The 17,244-nt window shown below is 59.0% G+C and carries 17 protein-coding genes; 5 read left to right on the plus strand and 12 right to left on the minus strand.

The genetic code is table 11. From position 1 onward, the window contains the following. Positions 1–62: 62 nt before the first annotated feature. The 9 genes from ACR0B5_RS10340 to ACR0B5_RS10380 form a co-directional block, all read right to left on the minus strand. A complete protein-coding gene (locus tag ACR0B5_RS10340; RefSeq protein WP_480540243.1) occupies positions 63–1,046 on the minus strand; it encodes a GlxA family transcriptional regulator in 984 nt (327 codons plus the stop codon). A 17-nt stretch (positions 1,047–1,063) separates the two neighbouring features. Continuing rightward, on the minus strand, positions 1,064–1,957 hold the full coding sequence (locus tag ACR0B5_RS10345; protein WP_170642648.1) for a homocysteine S-methyltransferase family protein: 894 nt from the start codon (positions 1,955–1,957) through the stop codon (positions 1,064–1,066). 12 nt (positions 1,958–1,969) lie between these two features. Beyond that, positions 1,970–3,022, minus strand: coding sequence for an alcohol dehydrogenase family protein (locus ACR0B5_RS10350; RefSeq protein WP_480540244.1), 1,053 nt, complete (start codon positions 3,020–3,022; stop codon positions 1,970–1,972). Between the two features lie 97 nt (positions 3,023–3,119). After that, positions 3,120–5,567 (minus strand): GcvT family protein, encoded by a 2,448-nt coding sequence (locus ACR0B5_RS10355; protein ID WP_480540245.1) that lies wholly within the window; start codon positions 5,565–5,567, stop codon positions 3,120–3,122. A gap of 16 nt (positions 5,568–5,583) precedes the next feature. Continuing rightward, positions 5,584–5,964, minus strand: coding sequence for a GFA family protein (locus ACR0B5_RS10360; protein ID WP_480540246.1), 381 nt, complete (start codon positions 5,962–5,964; stop codon positions 5,584–5,586). A 4-nt stretch (positions 5,965–5,968) separates the two neighbouring features. Then, a complete protein-coding gene (locus ACR0B5_RS10365; protein WP_480540247.1) occupies positions 5,969–6,592 on the minus strand; it encodes a LysE family translocator in 624 nt (207 codons plus the stop codon). After that, on the minus strand, positions 6,592–7,161 hold the full coding sequence (locus tag ACR0B5_RS10370; protein ID WP_170375545.1) for a helix-turn-helix domain-containing protein: 570 nt from the start codon (positions 7,159–7,161) through the stop codon (positions 6,592–6,594). The genes ACR0B5_RS10365 and ACR0B5_RS10370 overlap by 1 nt, the downstream gene beginning before the upstream one ends. A gap of 125 nt (positions 7,162–7,286) precedes the next feature. Next, complete coding sequence (locus ACR0B5_RS10375; protein WP_480540248.1) at positions 7,287–7,739, minus strand: GAF domain-containing protein; 453 nt, start codon at positions 7,737–7,739, stop codon at positions 7,287–7,289. Positions 7,740–7,814: 75 nt separating this feature from the next. After that, on the minus strand, positions 7,815–8,987 hold the full coding sequence (locus ACR0B5_RS10380) for a thiolase family protein (protein WP_480540249.1): 1,173 nt from the start codon (positions 8,985–8,987) through the stop codon (positions 7,815–7,817). A gap of 100 nt (positions 8,988–9,087) precedes the next feature. On the opposite strand from ACR0B5_RS10380, the gene ACR0B5_RS10385 reads away from it, so the two are divergent. The 3 genes from ACR0B5_RS10385 to ggt all read left to right on the plus strand — a co-directional run bounded on the left by ACR0B5_RS10385 (position 9,088) and on the right by ggt (position 11,702). Beyond that, positions 9,088–9,426, plus strand: coding sequence for an STAS domain-containing protein (locus tag ACR0B5_RS10385; RefSeq protein WP_480540250.1), 339 nt, complete (start codon positions 9,088–9,090; stop codon positions 9,424–9,426). 101 nt (positions 9,427–9,527) lie between these two features. Continuing rightward, positions 9,528–9,896, plus strand: coding sequence for an ATP-binding protein (locus tag ACR0B5_RS10390; RefSeq protein ID WP_480540251.1), 369 nt, complete (start codon positions 9,528–9,530; stop codon positions 9,894–9,896). 228 nt (positions 9,897–10,124) lie between these two features. Beyond that, positions 10,125–11,702: a gamma-glutamyltransferase gene (gene ggt / locus ACR0B5_RS10395; RefSeq protein ID WP_480540252.1), complete on the plus strand. Its 1,578-nt coding sequence runs from the start codon at positions 10,125–10,127 to the stop codon at positions 11,700–11,702. Between the two features lie 25 nt (positions 11,703–11,727). On the opposite strand, the gene hspQ is transcribed toward ggt, so the two are convergent. Next, a complete protein-coding gene (gene hspQ, locus ACR0B5_RS10400; RefSeq protein WP_170690673.1) occupies positions 11,728–12,054 on the minus strand; it encodes a heat shock protein HspQ in 327 nt (108 codons plus the stop codon). 80 nt (positions 12,055–12,134) lie between these two features. Between hspQ and ACR0B5_RS10405 the strand changes: the two genes are divergently transcribed. Both ACR0B5_RS10405 and ACR0B5_RS10410 read left to right on the plus strand, forming a co-directional pair. Further along, positions 12,135–13,016 (plus strand): AEC family transporter, encoded by an 882-nt coding sequence (locus ACR0B5_RS10405; RefSeq protein ID WP_480540253.1) that lies wholly within the window; start codon positions 12,135–12,137, stop codon positions 13,014–13,016. A gap of 61 nt (positions 13,017–13,077) precedes the next feature. Continuing rightward, positions 13,078–13,659: a transglycosylase SLT domain-containing protein gene (locus ACR0B5_RS10410; RefSeq protein WP_170375559.1), complete on the plus strand. Its 582-nt coding sequence runs from the start codon at positions 13,078–13,080 to the stop codon at positions 13,657–13,659. A 10-nt stretch (positions 13,660–13,669) separates the two neighbouring features. Here ACR0B5_RS10410 and ACR0B5_RS10415 read toward each other — a convergent pair whose 3' ends face one another. Both ACR0B5_RS10415 and ACR0B5_RS10420 read right to left on the minus strand, forming a co-directional pair. Beyond that, on the minus strand, positions 13,670–14,266 hold the full coding sequence (locus tag ACR0B5_RS10415; RefSeq protein ID WP_170642640.1) for an outer membrane lipoprotein carrier protein LolA: 597 nt from the start codon (positions 14,264–14,266) through the stop codon (positions 13,670–13,672). 39 nt (positions 14,267–14,305) lie between these two features. Then, complete coding sequence (locus tag ACR0B5_RS10420) at positions 14,306–17,236, minus strand: DNA translocase FtsK (RefSeq protein ID WP_480540254.1); 2,931 nt, start codon at positions 17,234–17,236, stop codon at positions 14,306–14,308. Between the last annotated feature and the right edge of the window lie 8 nt (positions 17,237–17,244).

Consider the following 17,244-nt stretch of genomic DNA (forward strand, 5'->3'; position numbering starts at 1 on the left):
TCCCTGAATGGCATGAAAAATCGGCGCGGAATCCATCAAAAACGTCATCGCATCCGCAAAAATCATCTCTGCGCGGCTTGTCTCTTTTGTTGGCGCATCACAAAGGGGGTCACACCGAAAAAACTCCGGTAAACTGATGAGAACCCGTTCGGGAAACCGCAGGCCAAACCTATTTCGCGCACGCTCATGGTGGTGTTCAGCAAAAGATTGTTCGCCTTGGCCAACCGCATTTCGCGATAGAACCCGTTGGGTGTGGTGCCGAAGAACGCTTTGAACTTCCGCTCAAGAGATCGATTCGAGATATTCAGGCTGTCCACAAGGTCCTGGATCGGCAAAGGGTCTTCGATGTTGGCCTGCATCAGCTTGATGCAATGATCCAGTTTCTTGTCCCCAGTCGCGGTGTTTTTCGCGCCCGAGAACGGCTGCATCGACGAAAAATCGCGAATATTTTCATGCAGCATGACGTCCGCCACGGTCAATTGCGTGGGCCCCGAGATATGCCGCCCGATCACGACCAGTGCGATATCGGTGGTGGCCCCCATACCTGCACAAGTGACGACTGCGCCGCGCTCGGTTGCGATGGACAGTTTCGCTTCGAACCGTGCACCGCGCTCACGCAGGAATGAGGCGTTTTCCCAATGGGTTGCCAGATCGGCGGTACCCTGCTCGTCGATATACCGGCTTGCCGCCTCAGCCAACAAAAACACCCGCGCGCCGCGGTAGGTATAGTTCGACACCACTCGGCCCAAAGACAGGTCGGGGTGATCCGGGTCCGAGTTGCCAATCACAAACAGATAGGTGGCATCGGGTTGGTTCGGGATGGTTTCGGTCTGAACCGTTGCGTCGCTGCTGCTGGCGATTAGACCGCCACGCAGGGATCGGTAGGTATAGGTGAACGGCGGCGTCGCAGACACCCGATTGGAAATCCTTAGAACATCTACCAGCGACGCGAGTTCCAGCAGCACAAAGCCCGGCGCGACCAGAATGTCGAAATGCACGGGGCTGGTCTGACGCCTGTCAGTGGCTGGCGATGATGTCTCGGACATACCGTTCCCTTGTCGGTTCAGACGATCCGATGACCGGCTGATTCCAGGCGACGCGCGAGGGCCTCGATATGATCCGGGCCGATCTCGCAGCATCCGCCAACGATTGTTGCGCCTTGGTCGACCCAGGCCATCGCGTGGTCGGCATAGGCCTCGGGGCTGAGATCGTGGCGCTGTGCGAGACTATCAACCGTAGGGGCGTCTTGCAAAAACCCCTCGGCGATATGCGTGAAGCCGTTGGCATAGGCGCCATATGGCAGTCCCATCCCGGACAGTATCTCAAGCCCGGCTGGAACCGCTTCGGGACGGGTGCAGTTGATCAAAACGGCTTGCGGATTGTAACGCTCGACCAAGGGGGCAATCTGACCCAGCGGCTCGCCAGATCGCAGCCGCGTTCCGTCTTCGTCCATCGGAGACAGGGCCAGCCACACAGGTTTCCCGCAGCCAGCAGTGCCCCTCAGGGCGCCTTCGGCCTCCATCACCGACGAGACAGTTTCGATCAGGATCAGGTCCACACCATCGCCCATAAGCGCGACCAGTTCAGCGAATTTGCGTCCGGCCTCCTCCGGATCAGGCTCGAGATCGGGTCTGTAAGAGGCCAATAGCGGCCCGAGCGCTCCGGCAATGCGCCCGCCATTCCCTGCGCGCGCCAGATCGGCCTGAGACACGGCGGTGTGGATCAATTGCGCCAACTGGTCCTCGATCCCTTCGCGCACAAGGCGCGAGCGGTGGACGGCATAGGTGTTGGTTGTCGCGACTGTGGCCCCGCGCCGGAAGTATTCGGCATGAACCTCGCGCACCAATTCCGGATGATCGATCATCACCCGCGTCGACCAAAGCGGCGTTGGTTGTTTGCCGCTGCGCTTGACCAGCTCCTGCCCGATCGAGCCATCTAACAGAGTAATTTCGGCCATGTCATAAACTCCTTACGGGATCAGCACCAATTTCCCCGGCAACGCTTTGGATTGGAAATCCTCTTGTGCCTTGGCAATATCCCTTAGGGGATAGGTGCGGGAAATCAAAGGCTTGATCCGACCGGCATTCATCAGCTCAACCAGACGGCCAAACACCTCGGGCGGTTGGTGAGTGCAGCCGTGAATGGTGATATCGCGCAGGTAGATGTCGCGCAGATCGGCCTGCACCATCGGGCCTGCAATTGCGCCTGATACAGCGTAGTGCCCGCCGGGTTTCAGGGCCAGCATGAGGCCCGCCCATTTAGGGCCTCCAACCACGTCGATCACGACGTCGAACATGTCTGCAGGCAACGCAGCATCGCGATCAAAGGTCTCAACCGCGCCTTGGGATTTCACAACCTCGGCCTTGGCGGCACCGGTTATGCCCCAGACGGACGCGCCGCGCAGGCGGGCCAGTTGCACTGCCGCCAGACCGACACCGCCCGAAGCCCCAGTGATCAGCACCTTGTGGCCAGCTGTGACCCCGGCGCGGGTCAAAAGGTTCTCGGCCGTGCCATAGGCGCAGGGAATGGCCGCGATCTCGGTATCTGACAAGGGCGAAGCGGAGACATCGTAGAGATCATCCGCCTCCACCAGACAGTATTGGGCAAAGGCTCCGTCGATCTCCGAACCTAAGGCAATGAATCCCTGCGGATGGCCGGGTCTTGGGCGCGGCAGATTGATTGGGCAGGTCACGCGCTGACCGGGGCGGAATCTCGCACCCGGACCGGCTGCTTCGACAATACCGCACAGGTCGCCGCCTTGTATTCGAGGGAACTGCAGTGCGCCGCCCCACCCACCGGCGTCGACATCCTGATCGACGTCATCGGTGGCCGCTGTCACGTCCGAGGAGTACCACCCGACCCGCGTATTGATATCGGTGTTGTTGACCCCGGCAGCTGCGACGCGGACCAGAACCTGCCCAGGACCGGGCGTTGGAACGGGAATATCCTCGCGCCACTGCAAAGCCTCCGGCCCGCCGTGATGAGTGAGGTAAACGCCGGACATATGTGCAGGGATCGTCATTTAAGCCTTCCGATTTGGACTTTGGTGAAAGGCAGACTGGGGCCCGCCATGGACCCCAGCTTGGAGTTTTGTGCCAATTTGGCAATCCCCAAAGGGATCAGGCACGCAGACGCTCGTTTGCGGGATCCCAGAGCGGCTGGTCTTCCTGCACCACGGCGCGGTATTTCTGGCCGTAGATTTCAACCTCAAGCTCTGTGCCTGGGTTTGCGACGTCGGTCTTGACCATGCCCAACGCGATAGACTTGCCAACGCGATAGCCCCATGCGCCCGAGGTGGTCTCGCCCACGATCTGATCGCCCTGCCAGATGCAGGACATGTAAGGCGCATCGCAATCGCCTGCGTCCACTGTTAGCGTGACAAAGGATTTCTTCACGCCCTGCTGCTTTTCGTTCAGGATCGCGGCCTTGCCGGGGAAGTCCTGCGGTTTGTCCAGTTTAACGAACCGCTCCAGCCCGCCTTCCAGCAGCGAGTAGTCGGTCGACAGATCGCCCTTCCACGCGCGGTATCCTTTCTCGATCCGCAGAGAATTCAACGCATACATGCCGAACGGGGTTGCACCCGCGTCGAGGATCGCTTCGTAGATGGCTGGCATGTCTTCGTTGAGGGCGTGAACCTCCCAGCCCAGCTCTCCGGCGAAGGAGACGCGGATCAGGAAGACCGGTTTGCCCGCAACCGTCGCGGACTGATGCGTTAGCCAGCCAGTGGACAGGTCCGCATCGCTGAGGCCCGAGAGGATCTCGCGCGATTTCGGGCCGGTCACGATCAGCGTGTCGCGGGTGGTGGTGACGTCTTCGACCGAAACGCTGGAGGGCATGGCGGACAACAGGATGTCGCGGTCGTGCCACTGCGCGGTAGCGGCGGTGATCATCACAAACTCATCCTCGCCCAGACGAATACAGGACATCTCGGTCAGGATACGGCCACGGTCGTCCGAAATGTAGACGAGGTTGATGCGGCCAATCTTGGGCAGACCACCGGTGATCAGGCCACGCAGAGCTTCTGCCGCTCCTTCACCTTTGACCATGAAACGCGAGAAGCCCGGCAGGTCCAGCACGCCGCAATTGTCGCGGACAGCTTCGCACTCTTCCTTGATACGCTGCTCCCACGGGCCGGAGCGGCCCCATGTATGTGTGGCCTCAAGCGAGGTGTCGTCGCCCGGCTTGGCAAACCAGTTGGCGCGTTCCCAGCCGTTATAAGCGCCCATGACGCCGCCCAGTTCCTTGACCTTGGCATGGACTGGCGACAGTTTCTTGTCGCGCGCAGCAGGCCATTCGTGGTGCGGGAAGTGCATGGCGTATTCGTTGCCGTAGACCTCCATGCCCTTCTGGTTGCAGTAGTCCTGATCGGTGTAGTCGGTGTAGCGGCGCGGATCGACGGCCCACATATCCCATTCAGTGTGGCCATCAACGATCCATTCGGCCAGCACTTTGCCTGCACCACCGCCTTGCGCGATGCCGAAGGTAAAGCTGTGCGCTTCAAACGCGTTCTTCACACCGGGCATCGGGCCGATCATCGGCAGACCGTCCGGCGCGTAAGGGATCGGGCCGTTGATCACGCGACCAACCCCCGAGGTTGCCATCAGCGGAACGCGTTCCATCGCGTCGGTGATGATGTCCTCAATCCGGTCCAGATCGTCGTTCCAAAGCTGGAAGCTGAAATCCTCGGGCATCGGATCGTCTTCGGTCAACCACTCGCCCTTGCAGTTGGGCTCGTAGGGCCCAAGGTTGAAGCCGTTCTTTTCCTGACGCAGGTAGTATGAGATATCCACGTCGCGCAGCAGAGGCAGTTTGCCACCGTTCTCCTTCGACCATGCTTCAACCTCGGGGACTTCATCGGTCAGCAGATACTGGTGGCTCATGACCATGGCGGGCACCATGCGGCCGCCATAGGGTTTGAACATCTCACCGACACGCTGCGCGTAGTATCCAGCTGCGTTGACGACATAGTCACAGGCGATGTCGCCCTTTTCGGTGTGAACGGTCCAAGTGCCGTCATCGTGCTGCGTTACATCGGTGGCCGGGCAGAAGCGGATGATTTTTTGGCCCAGATCACGCGCGCCTTTGGCGAAGGCTTGTGTCAGCTGCGCCGGGTCGATGTCGCCATCGGTCGGGTCGTACAGCACGCCTTCCAGATCATGTGTTTCGAGGAAAGGGTAGCGCTCTTTCGCCTGCTCTGGGGTCCACATCTCCATCGGGATGCCCTGGTACAGGCCCATCGACATGGCGCGTTCGAATTCCTGCATGCGCTCTTTACTGTGCGCCAAACGGATCGACCCCGAAACGTGGTAGTTCATCGGATAGTCGACCTCTTCGGCCAGACGCGAATACAGCTCGGTCGAATAACGCTGCATGTTCATGATTGCCCATGAGGTCGAGAAGGTCGGCACGTTACCCGCCGCATGCCATGTAGACCCCGCGGTCAGTTCGTTCTTTTCCAGCAGAACGCAGTCCGTCCAGCCCTTTTTCGCCAGATGATACAGGGACGAGCAGCCGACAACGCCGCCACCGATGATGACCACACGGGCCTTGGTTGGAAAATCACTCATGTGTTTTGATCCTCTGTTACTGTGCCCGCTGGGGCAGATCGTCTGAGATGTCGTAGTAGTCACCCTTGTCCGCGACAAAGATGTGCTTTGAGAGTTTCAGGCCCGTCGGTGCGCTGAGCGCCCCCATCGAGATCGAAATCGTGTCTTCTTCATTGTGCTGCCAGAACAGGAATGAGCCGCACTCGCTGCAGAACCCGCGCCGCGCGGTCTCTGAGGCGCGGAACCAACGCAGTGTGTCACTGGCGGTGAAGCTCAGGTTGTCCTGATGTGTCCATGTCGATGACCAGACATGACCCGATTGTTTTCGGCACTGACCGCAATGGCAGGCGGAGGGCGGCGAGAGGTCTCCGTTAATCGTAAACGCGACTTTGCCGCAAAGGCAGGATCCCGTCTGCATATAGCTACCCCCTTGCTGCGGGCGCAGAGCTGGCACCCAGCAACACGCCATAGATGATGAAACAGGTCGCCATGATCCGGCGGACCCAGATATTGAACACAGCCCCCAATGCCGCCTTGCCCATCAACGCGCCCAGCAGGGTGAAGCCGGTATAGCTGAGCGTCGTGATGATCAGAGCGGTCGGCATGATTACCCCCATCTGCTGCCAGATCGGCACGTCGGGCTGCACGAATTGCGAAAAGGCCGCCAGATAGCCAGCAACGCTTTTTGGATTGATTGTCGCCACCGCAAGCGCATGCAGATAGACATGCCGCGCAGGGCGCTCAGTGGCAGGCGCCGGCCGTTTCGCGTTGATCCATCCGCGAATACCGACCCAGATAAGAAACCCCGCACCGATCAGTTTAGCGAAGAAGAAGGCGGTAGGTGAGGCTGCGATCAGGGCCGTTACACCCAGCGCTGACAAGATCAGAAACGCGCTGGCCTGTGTCAGGATCGCAAGCACCCCAAGCATCGCCTTCGGGAAGTGCAAGCTCATACCGTTTGAGATACAATTGACCGCATTCGGCCCCGGAGTGGTGACGAACACCACCCAGAACAGCGCGAATATGGTCCAGGCCTCAAAGCTCATCAGTATACCGGTGGTGCAATGACCCAGATGGCCACGGCGGGCTCATCATAGGGGTTTGCCCATTGATAGGGTTCGTGCTTGATGCGGAAACTATCGCCCGGCCCGACCGTGAAGTGCCGTGCACCGATCGTCAGGTCCAGTTGGCCCGAGATCATATATCCGACCTCCTGCGTTGGCCGGTCCGCGGGTTTTTGCATTTTGGATCGGGGCTCAAACGTGGAATGCACCATCTCGAAATCATCGGTCAGGTCTGGCGACAGCAGTTCTTCGATCAGACCTTCTTCACCCGAGCCCATAGGACGTCGTGAAACGGCGCGAACCACATAGCCTTGCTCCTCAACCGGAGCGGCAGAATGCGAAAACAGCATCGACATGGGAACACCCAGACATTCCGCGATCTGACGCAGGTCCGAGATTGAAGGGTCGGACATGTCCCGCTCGACCTGACTCAGCCAGCCGACCGAGCGGTTCAGGCGATCGGCAATTTCAGTCAGCGTCAAACCCCTTGCCTTTCGCAAGGCCCGCAAGTCCGCTCCGAGCGTCGCGCGCTGAGGGGTTTGCGTGTTCAAAGCCAGACTCCGATTCTCGTGAAATTCCTTCTACGTTTTTCACGATGCCTCAGTTCCGTGAAATTTCAAAGCATTTTTTCACGACAGGTCGTAAGTCAGCGACCAAACCCAAACATAACAAAGGCTTAGGCAGAGAACACGTCTTGAAGAATTTTCGTCAGTTCGGACGCGTCCACATCCGTGAAAGCATCCGGCTGGTCGCTGTCGATGTCAAACACGGCAATAACCGCGCCCGAGTCATCGCGAACCGGCAAAACAAGCTCTGACCTTGTGGAAGATGCGCAGGCGATATGACCAGGAAAGGCATCCACATCCGGAACCAGCTGCACTTCACCCGTGCGCGCGGCTGCGCCGCACACGCCGCGCTCGAACGGGATGACTAGACAGCCGTGACCGCCTTGATACGGGCCGATCTTCAGCAGGCCCGGTTCGGTGACGCGGTAGAACCCCGTCCAGTCAAAGCGATTATCGGCGTGATGCACCTCGCACGCGATGGTCGCCATCAGGGAGACCTGATCGGTTTCGCCTTCGGTCAGGGAGGCGATGGTTTTGGCGAGGGTGTCATAGTCGACGGTCATATTGGCACTGCTCCGATCCGGGTCTTGGGGTGGCGACGCCCCCAGTCCCCGGAGTATTTGCAAAAGCGCGAAGGGTCAAACGCGTTCGATGGCGATCGCCGTGCCCTCTCCGCCACCGATACAGATCGCAGCGATCCCGCGTTTCAGGTCGCGTTTTTCCAGAGCGTTCAGAAGGGTGACCATGATCCGGGCACCAGATGCGCCGATTGGATGGCCCAGGGCGCAGGCTCCGCCATTGACGTTGACCTTGTCGCGCGGCAGGCCCATTTCGTGCATGAAAGCCATAGGAACCACGGCGAAGGCCTCATTCACCTCCCACAGGTCCACATCATCTTTGGCCCAGCCCAGACGCTCCAATAGCTTTTGCGCGGCAGGAACCGGAGCGGTTGTGAACAGGCCCGGCGCCTGCGCATGGCTGGCGTGACCCAAAACACGCGCGCGGACGGTTAGTCCTTTCGCCTCAGCGGCGTCTGCAGAGGCTAGAACAAGAGCCGCCGCTCCATCGGAAATGGAGGAGGAATTTGCTGCCGTCACCGTGCCGTCTTTGCGGAAGGCTGGTTTTAGCGTCGGGATTTTCTCAGGCCGGGCGGATTTGGGTTGCTCATCCGACCCAAGCACCAGCGCGCCCTTGCGGGTTTGCACCGTAACCGCGGCAATTTCCCCATCAAACGCGCCACTGTCTTGGGCAGCCAAAGCGTTCGAAAGGGATCGCAGCGCATATTCATCCTGCGCCTCACGGGTGAACTGATAGGTCTCGGCGCAGTCTTCGGCAAAAGTTCCCATCAGACGGCCTTTGTCATAGGCATCTTCAAGCCCATCCAGAAACATATGATCCACAACCTGCCCGTGCCCGATCCGCGCACCGCCGCGCATCTTGGGCAGCATGTACGGCGCGTTCGTCATACTCTCCATCCCGCCCGCGATCATGGTATCTGTGTGGCCCAAGGCGATCTGGTCATAGGCGATCATGGCGGCCTTCATACCCGAGCCGCACATCTTGTTGAGGGTCGTGGCGGGCACCTCTTCACCCAACCCGGCAGCAAACCCCGCCTGACGCGCTGGGGCCTGTCCCTGCCCCGCCGGAAGTACGCAGCCCATCAGGACTTCGTCGACGGTTTCCGCGCCGGCCTGCTGCAGGGCTGCGCGAATCGCGGTTCCGCCAAGTTCGGCTGCGGGAATGCCATCGAACATGCCCTGGAACCCTCCCATAGGTGTACGGGCCGCGCCTGCGATCACTACGTCTTTCATCGAAAATCCCTCCTCTTGCCGGAACTTGAATACCGAATGGTAAGATTTGCCGTCTAGCGTATTTCTACGACGCAATTTCAGCTGAAAAGGGCGGTCAATCATGGGGCTGACCAGCACAACTACCGAAGGGGCACAGATCATCACCGTTCATTCGGAACGGATAGATGCGGCCATCGCGATCCAGTTCAAGGAAGACATGCGCCGCGAAACAGAAACCGACGCAGCTCGCATCGTTCTGGATCTGGCAGGCGTGGAATTCATTGATTCAAGCGGATTGGGGGCCATCGTCGCCTCGATGAAACAAATCGGAAGCGGGCGGCGGCTGGATCTGGCCGGGCTGCAACCCGTGGTCGAAAAAGTGTTTCGCCTGACGCGAATGGATACCGTTTTCAGGTTGTTCGATTCCCTCGACGACGCGCTGTCAGCACAAGCAGACTAACGCGGCCAACGTAGATGTGTGTAACGCCGTCCAGTGATCAAACCTGCCTGCAGCTGAGTTTTCCGGCTGTAGAAACGGAAGCCAGCGCTGGCATTGCAAAATTGAGCGCAGGCCTGGCCCGTCACGGCTTGCCTGTCGAAAAGGCGGATGACGTGAAGATTGCCTTGGCGGAAGCAATCAACAACGTCGTCGAGCATGCCTATTCTGGCATTGAACCCGCCAAGGTGCAGGTTTGTTGCCGGTTGGAGCACAACCAGCTGGACATTCTGATATCGGATACGGGGCGTCCGCTGCCCGGCTGCAAACCTCCGGATGGGACCCCGGCCTCGGTTGAGACCAGCCTGCAGAACCTGCCAGAAGGGGGTTTTGGTTGGTATCTGATTCACGAACTGACAAGCGAGCTTCGGTATGAGCGTCGTGATGGTTGCAATCTGTTGTCGTTGCGGTTCGACGTCCCAATGCCCGAATGACCCGAGGGATTTGACGCGAAATGGCCACAATAAGGCCTTTTTCGAACCATTACGCCGCCCCAAACGACTGTCAAACATAACACCGTAGCTCAGATAGCTTCCCTCGGCGCCAAGTGTCACAGCCCCCACCCAGTGAACGGCGCCGAGGAACCTCCCTACTCTCATTGAAGAACTGGACAATCATTCCCTGCGCGATAGTTTCGCGGTGTTCAAAACAGGGGGATAATGATGCGGGATTTACACAAGCCGGGCCGGTCCGAAGTTCTGGCCACAAACGGGATGTGTGCGACTTCGCACCCCCTTGCAGCGAAAACCGCCGTCGACATTCTGGAACGCGGCGGCAATGCCATGGATGCAGCCATTGCCGGGGCGGTTTTGCTGGGGATTTGCGAGCCGCAGATGACCGGTTTGGGTGGCGATTGCTTTGTCCTCTACAATCGCGCGGGGGAAAACCAAATCCGAGCGTTGAATGGCTCGGGCCGGGCACCTGCTGCTGCGCAAGCCAGCGCGCTGCGGGAACAAGGCTTGACCTCGGTGCCTTTGGCCAGCCCCGACGCGGTTACGATCCCGGGCGCGGTCGACGCCTTCTGTCACCTTAGCCAGACCGAAGGCCGATTGGCGCTGGATGCAATTCTGCAACCGGCCATTCACTATGCAGAGCAGGGTGTGCCGGTTGCTCCACGCGTTTCTTTTGACTGGCGCAATGGCGAACCGACCCTCCAGGGGGCCGCGCGGGATCACTATCTGATCCACGGGCAAGTCCCCAAGACAGGTCAGGTCTTCCGCGCGCCAAAACAGGCGGAGGTTCTGCGGCAGGTCGCAAAAGATGGCCGGGATGCGTTCTATTCAGGTGAAATCGCGGAGGATATGATCGCCGCCCTTTCCGCCTTGGGGGGCCTCCACACCGCCGAGGATTTCCAATCGACCCAATGCACCCCCTCCGAACCGATGCGCGGCACCTATCACGGCGTTGATCTGGTCGAGCATCCCCCCAACGGCCAAGGCGCAACGGCGATTTTGCTGCTCAATATTCTCAAGCATTTTGACCTTGCCAGCATGAACCCATTGGGCGCGGAACGGGTCCACATCGAGGCCGAAGCTACGAAACTGGCCTATGACGCACGCAACCGCTTCATCGCAGATCCCGATCATATGGCGCGGGCCGAGCAGTTTTTGGACAAAGACATCGCCACATCCCTCGCGGCTTTGATTGATCCGAAACAGGCCATGCCCGCTGCCGCCCCGCTGACCGAAGCGATCCACAAGGACACCGTCTACATTACAGTCGTCGACCGCGATCAGATGGCCGTGTCGTTGATCTATTCGATCTTCCACAGTTTCGGCTCGGGGATCGCATCCGAGAAATACGGCATCTTGCTGCAAAACCGCGGCGCAGGCTTCACCCTGCAAGCCGGGCACCCAAATGAGCTGGGTGGCGGCAAACGCCCGATGCACACGATCATTCCCGGCATGCTGGCCGAGAACAACCGCGTGATGATGCCCTTCGGTGTTATGGGCGGGGCGTATCAACCCACAGGACATGCGCGGTTCGTGTCAAACCTGATGGATTTCGGCTTTGACCTACAAGAGGCCATCAACGCCCCCCGCGCCTTCGCCGACGGAGGCATCCTGAAGCTCGAGCGCGGGTTCCCCGAAGCGGTAGTTCAACAATTAAGCGAATTGGGTCACACTGTGGAAACACCAGAAACTCCACTGGGTGGCGCACAGGCCATACGAATCCGTGAAGACGGTGTTTTGGAGGGGGCCAGTGACCCCAGAAAGGACGGTTGCGCGTTGGGATATTGATAAACGCGCCGACGCGTCGCCCCGCTCAGTTCAGATGGAAGTGCAGCGGGTATGACCCATCCTCGAAAGGGCCGAACATGTTGGGGATGTCAGGATGCTCAACCGGCTCACCCGATCGGTCCTCAATCAGATTTTGTTCTGAAACATAAGCCACATAGAAGGATTGGTCGTTCTCAGCCAACAGGTGATAGAACGGCTGATCTTTGATCGGCCGACTGTCTTCGGGGATGGCTTCGTACCATTCCTCGGTATTCGAAAACTCTGGATCCACGTCAAAAATCACCCCTCGGAAGGGATGTTTCTTATGTCGCACAATTTGTCCCAGGCCGTACTTGGCATGTGTCTTTAGCATTGTTTCAGCCCCCAAAGAGGTTACTACCTCTTTCCGGGCGGAAAAGCCAATCATTGATGTGAAATTAAGGGAAACAGTCTGTGAACCTCTTACTGACAGTGTTCGAAATTGCGGCACCCGTGTTCCTTTTGTCAGCAATCGGCTTTGTCTGGGTCAAGCTTGGCTTTGAATACCGCCTACAGTTTGTGACGCGTTTTGCGATGACGCTGGCAGTCCCCAGTCTGATTTTCGTGGCCTTGATGCAGACCGAAATTCCGGGTGGTGACCTGTCACGGTTCACTCTGGCCACCATTGCGGCCAATCTGATGCTCGCGGTCGTGTTCTGGGTCATTGTAAAGGTGCTAAAGCTTGAGCAGCGCACATATCTGTCGCCGCTGATCTTCGGAAACACCGGCAATTTGGGCCTTCCCCTATGCATCTTTGCATTTGGGCAGGCCGGTTTGGGATATGCCGTGATCTTTCTGGCCGTGACCGCGCTGTTTTCCTTTACCTACGGGATCTATCTGGTGGCGGGCAAAGGCGCTTTCGGGCAGGTCATCCGCCAGCCAATGGTCTGGGCCACGCTGCTGGGGGCGCTGTTTTTGTGGCAAGACTGGGAAACGCCTCTGTTCCTGACCAACACCCTGGATTTGCTGGGGCAAATGGCTGTTCCAATGATGCTGGTAACCGTCGGAGTTGCGATCGCGCGCCTGACCTCTCACAGTCTTCGCCAGGCCATTTGGCTGTCACTTCTCAAGCTGGCGGTCTGCTTTACCCTCGGATGGGGCGTTGCGATCCTCTTCGGGCTTGAAACCATCGCATTCGGTGTTCTGGTCTTGCAAATGTGTACCCCGGTCGCGGTCACCTCATACCTGCTGGCCGAGCGGTTTGAGGCCGATGCAGACGCCGTTGCGGGCATGGTCATGGTCTCGACAGTTCTGTCTGTCGCCGCGTTACCGGGTGTTTTGGCTATCGTTCTGTAACGATTGTGATTTCCTCAGCGCTCAATCTGCGCTAGAATGCCAGAAAAAAGGCACGAGGCACATGAGCAGAATTCTTTTCGTACTCCTAGGGGTGCTGCTTTTGGCATCCTGTGGTGGCGGGTCTAAACAGCCACCCAGCAGACTAAATGACGCGTGCAGCATTGCGCGCGAGAAACCTGACTACATCAAAGCCTTCAAAAAAACCGAGCGGAAATGGGGTGTCCCCGTTCACGTTCAGATGGCGACGATCTATCAGGAAAGCCGCTATCGTCACGATGCGCGTACCCCGCACCGCTATGTGCTGGGCGTGATCCCGATGGGTCGGCAGAGCAGCGCCTTTGGCTACAGCCAGGCTCTGGACGGCACGTGGGAAGAATACCAGCGTGAAACCGGAAAACGCCGCGCCAAGCGGGACCGAATTCGCGACGCGTCCGATTTCATCGGCTGGTACATGAACAAAACCTACGAGCGGAACGGCATCAACCTGGGCGACACTCGCAACCAGTACCTGGCCTATCATGAAGGCCATACGGGTTATGCGCGCGGCAGCTACAACCAGAAATCCTGGCTGTTGAATGTGGCCAGCGATGTTGATGCACGGGCCAACCTGTATCAAGCTCAGCTGGCCAGCTGCCGCTACTGATTTGGGCGGGTCAGCGGTCGCTGGACCCGACCCGCTTTCCGTTTGAGAACAAGCTCTGATCGAGGCGTCCGCCCTCGGTCAGTTCCCCCAGAAGAACCGTGGTTTGAGTGCCTGCGTTGTCGTGGATCACCCATTTCCGCAGCTCGACGGGGTTGTCCGTAAACATCAGCTCAATTCGCCCCGACTCAGGGTTTTTAGGGTCTTGTGCCGTCACAACGGTTGCGGTGCCGTCAAAGTCGTGACCAACGACCATATTGGCCTGCCCCAGATTTACGTTCCGAGCCAGCACAAGTGACAGAGGCGTCCGTTTCAGCGGGTATTGTTCGGGCGGCTGGTTGGATTTCGGGTCAAAGATCTGAACACTCCCCGAGCGCGCAAGAACAACAGCACTGTCGGGTGGATCATATTCGAACCGCATCTTCCCGGGCCGTTGGATCCATAGCTTGCCGGTACTCAGCGAGCCATCATCATTCACTTGGGTAAAGCTGGTCTGAACCGTTTTCATCTTGTTCAGATAATTAGAGATCTCCGACAGCGGGAGCTTGTCCGCAGCCCATGCGGCAGGCGCGGCCAGTGTCAAAGCAAGGGCAAAAGCAATCTGTTTCATACGACTCAGATAAGACTTCTGCCCTTGTTATTAAATATCCTACTGCTCGGGGACGAGGATTTCCCGCTTACCGACGTGATTTGCCGCCGAAACAACGCCTTCGTCTTCCATCTGCTCAACCAAACGCGCGGCTTTGTTGTAGCCGATGGCAAGTTTCCGCTGAATATAAGAGGTCGAGCATTTGCGATCCTTGATAACAATCGCCACCGCTTGGTCGTAAAGGGCATCCTCGCCGTTGGTGTTGCCGCCGGTGCTTAGGCCCAACACAGCGTCGATGTTGTCGGCTTTTTCCTCAGCCGGACCATCGACCACACCGCTCATGTAATCGGGCGGACCGAATTGCTTCAGGTGGTTGACGATTTCTTCGACCTCTTCGTCCGAGACAAACGGGCCGTGGCAGCGGGTAATCTTGGCACCGCCCGCCATATACAGCATGTCACCCTGCCCCAGCAGCTGTTCGGCGCCCATCTCACCCAGAATGGTCCGGCTATCGACCTTCGAGGTCACCTGGAACGAAATCCGGGTCGGGAAGTTCGCCTTGATCGTCCCGGTGATCACGTCGACCGAGGGGCGCTGCGTGGCCATGATCAGGTGGATACCCGAGGCCCGCGCCATTTGCGCCAGGCGCTGAATACAGGCTTCGATCTCTTTACCCGCGACCATCATCAGGTCGGCCATCTCGTCGACGATGACGACGATATAGGGCATCGCCTCGGGCGCGAACTCTTCCGTCTCGAAGGTGGGTTCGCCGGTTTCATCGTCAAAGCCCGTCTGGACCGTGCGGCTGAACATCTCACCTTTAGCCAGCGCGTCTTTCACCCGGCCATTATAGCCTGCGATGTTGCGGACACCCATTTTGGACATCTTGCGATAGCGATCCTCCATCTCGCCCACGACCCATTTCAGCGCGACAACCGCCTTTTTCGGGTCGGTCACAACGGGCGACAGCAGATGTGGAATGCCGTCATAGACCGACAGTTCCAGCATCTTGGGGTCGATCATGATCAGGCGGCATTCATCAGGGCTCAGTTTGTAAAGCAACGACAGGATCATGGTGTTGATCGCCACCGACTTACCCGAGCCGGTCGTCCCCGCGATCAGCAGGTGAGGCATCTTGGCCAGGTTGGCCACAACGGACTCGCCCCCGATATCCTTGCCCAGCGCAAGAGGCAGAGCATGGTTGCCATCACCGAAATCGCGGCTGGCGAGAATTTCGCGCAGCACCACCATCTCGCGGTTTTCATTGGGTAGTTCGATGCCAATGACCGAGCGTCCGGGCAGGGTCGAAACCCGTGCCGACAGCGCCGACATCGAGCGTGCGATATCGTCGGCCAGACCGATTACACGGCTCGCTTTCAGACCCGGAGCAGGCTCCAGCTCGTACATGGTGACCACGGGACCGGGGCGGACGCTGACGATCTCACCCTTCACGCCGTAGTCATCTAGCACGTTCTCCAGCATCCGTGCGTTTTCTTCCAGCGCCTCGTCACTCAGGTGATGACGCTGAATGCTGGCCGGGTTGGACAACAGGCCCAAGGGGGGCAGTTCGAAATCGGAATGGCGTTCCTCGAAGGACAGGGTCGGCTGCGCCTCGGCCTGTGCCCGACGAGACGGCGGCGGCGTGCGACGGACGGGTTGGGCCACTACCGGCTTGCGCGGCTCGGCCACCGGGATCTTCACGGCTGGGCGCTGCCGCACAACGGGTTCCGGTGTCGCCGTATCTTCGAACACCGCGTCATCGTCATAGTCCTGCGCGGCGTAGTCGTCCTCGGGCATGTAGCCTGCATCGGGCGCATAATCAGGTTCGGACTGATAGTCATGCGCCGTGTCTTGCCACGTCGGTTCAGCCGACAGAACAGGCTCGGGCGGCAAGCCAGCGGTCATGGGCGGTTCAGGCGGCAATTCATCCGCCCCTCTGGGATTGAAGATCAGCGGGTCCGGCCCACGACCGCGGCCCTTGGTCAGAGGCAGATTGGGGTCATATTCCGGGGCCATCTCACCGGTCGCCACCTTGCGATTGCGCACAGCGGCCGAAATCTTCGAGCGGATACGATCTTCACCCGGCATTTCATCGAAACCCTGTACAGGCATGGCTTCAACCAATTCAGGCTCTGGCAGTGGCTCAGGGCGGCGGATCAGCGCTGGCATCCGGGCCAGCAGGCCGGTCTTGGGGGCAGGTTCGGGTTCTTCCTCGGCGTCTTCGAAGATTGGGTCTTCAAACGCGATCTCATCGTCGAAAACGGGTTCGATCCGCGCGGCGCGGTGTTCCTTCCATTGCTCACGACGCTCTCGCGCAGACTGTACCGTGGCCGAGGCACCCCGACCCAACAGGTTCATCAGCATGTCGTAAGACATGACCAGCCCAAGCAGGAACGCCCGCGTTCCACGCGCGACATCAGCTTTGGTGAAGCCCAGAACAAAGATACCCAGCGCCAGCATTCCGACGGCCATGGCCAGCGACATCAGCTTAACCAGGAAATGCGAAGAGATCGGCAGAAGCGTCAGCAAAGCCCCCATGACGGTATCGCCAAACAGTCCGCCCAACCCATAGCTATGGGTCGCGCGCCAGACCTCGCCCGGAACCAGAGTGGCGGCGTAAACCGAGACAATGGCAATCCAGATCGGCGCAAAAATCAGCCGAGCCACGGCGCGATCTTCGCCGAAATGACCGGCAAAACGCACACCCCAGCCGATCAGAACCAGCGCGATCCCCCAGCTGCCCCAACCGACGATCATGAACAACGGCGCAGCGATGGAGGCACCGATCCGCCCCATCCAGTTTTGTACCGGCGCATCGGTCGAGACCATCCAGTTCGGATCTTCCGGCGTGTAGGACCAGATCATTGCCGCAGCGGCCAGCCCCAACAGAATCAGAGCGATCCCGATCAGTTCCTTGGTACGCCGCTCAATCGCGGCCTGAGTCGTGCTGTCCAGTAATGGATCGCGGTTGCGCGCGTTCAATGTTGCCATTTTGCCCT

It is taken from the genome of Ruegeria sp. AG1, from assembly GCF_056541705.1.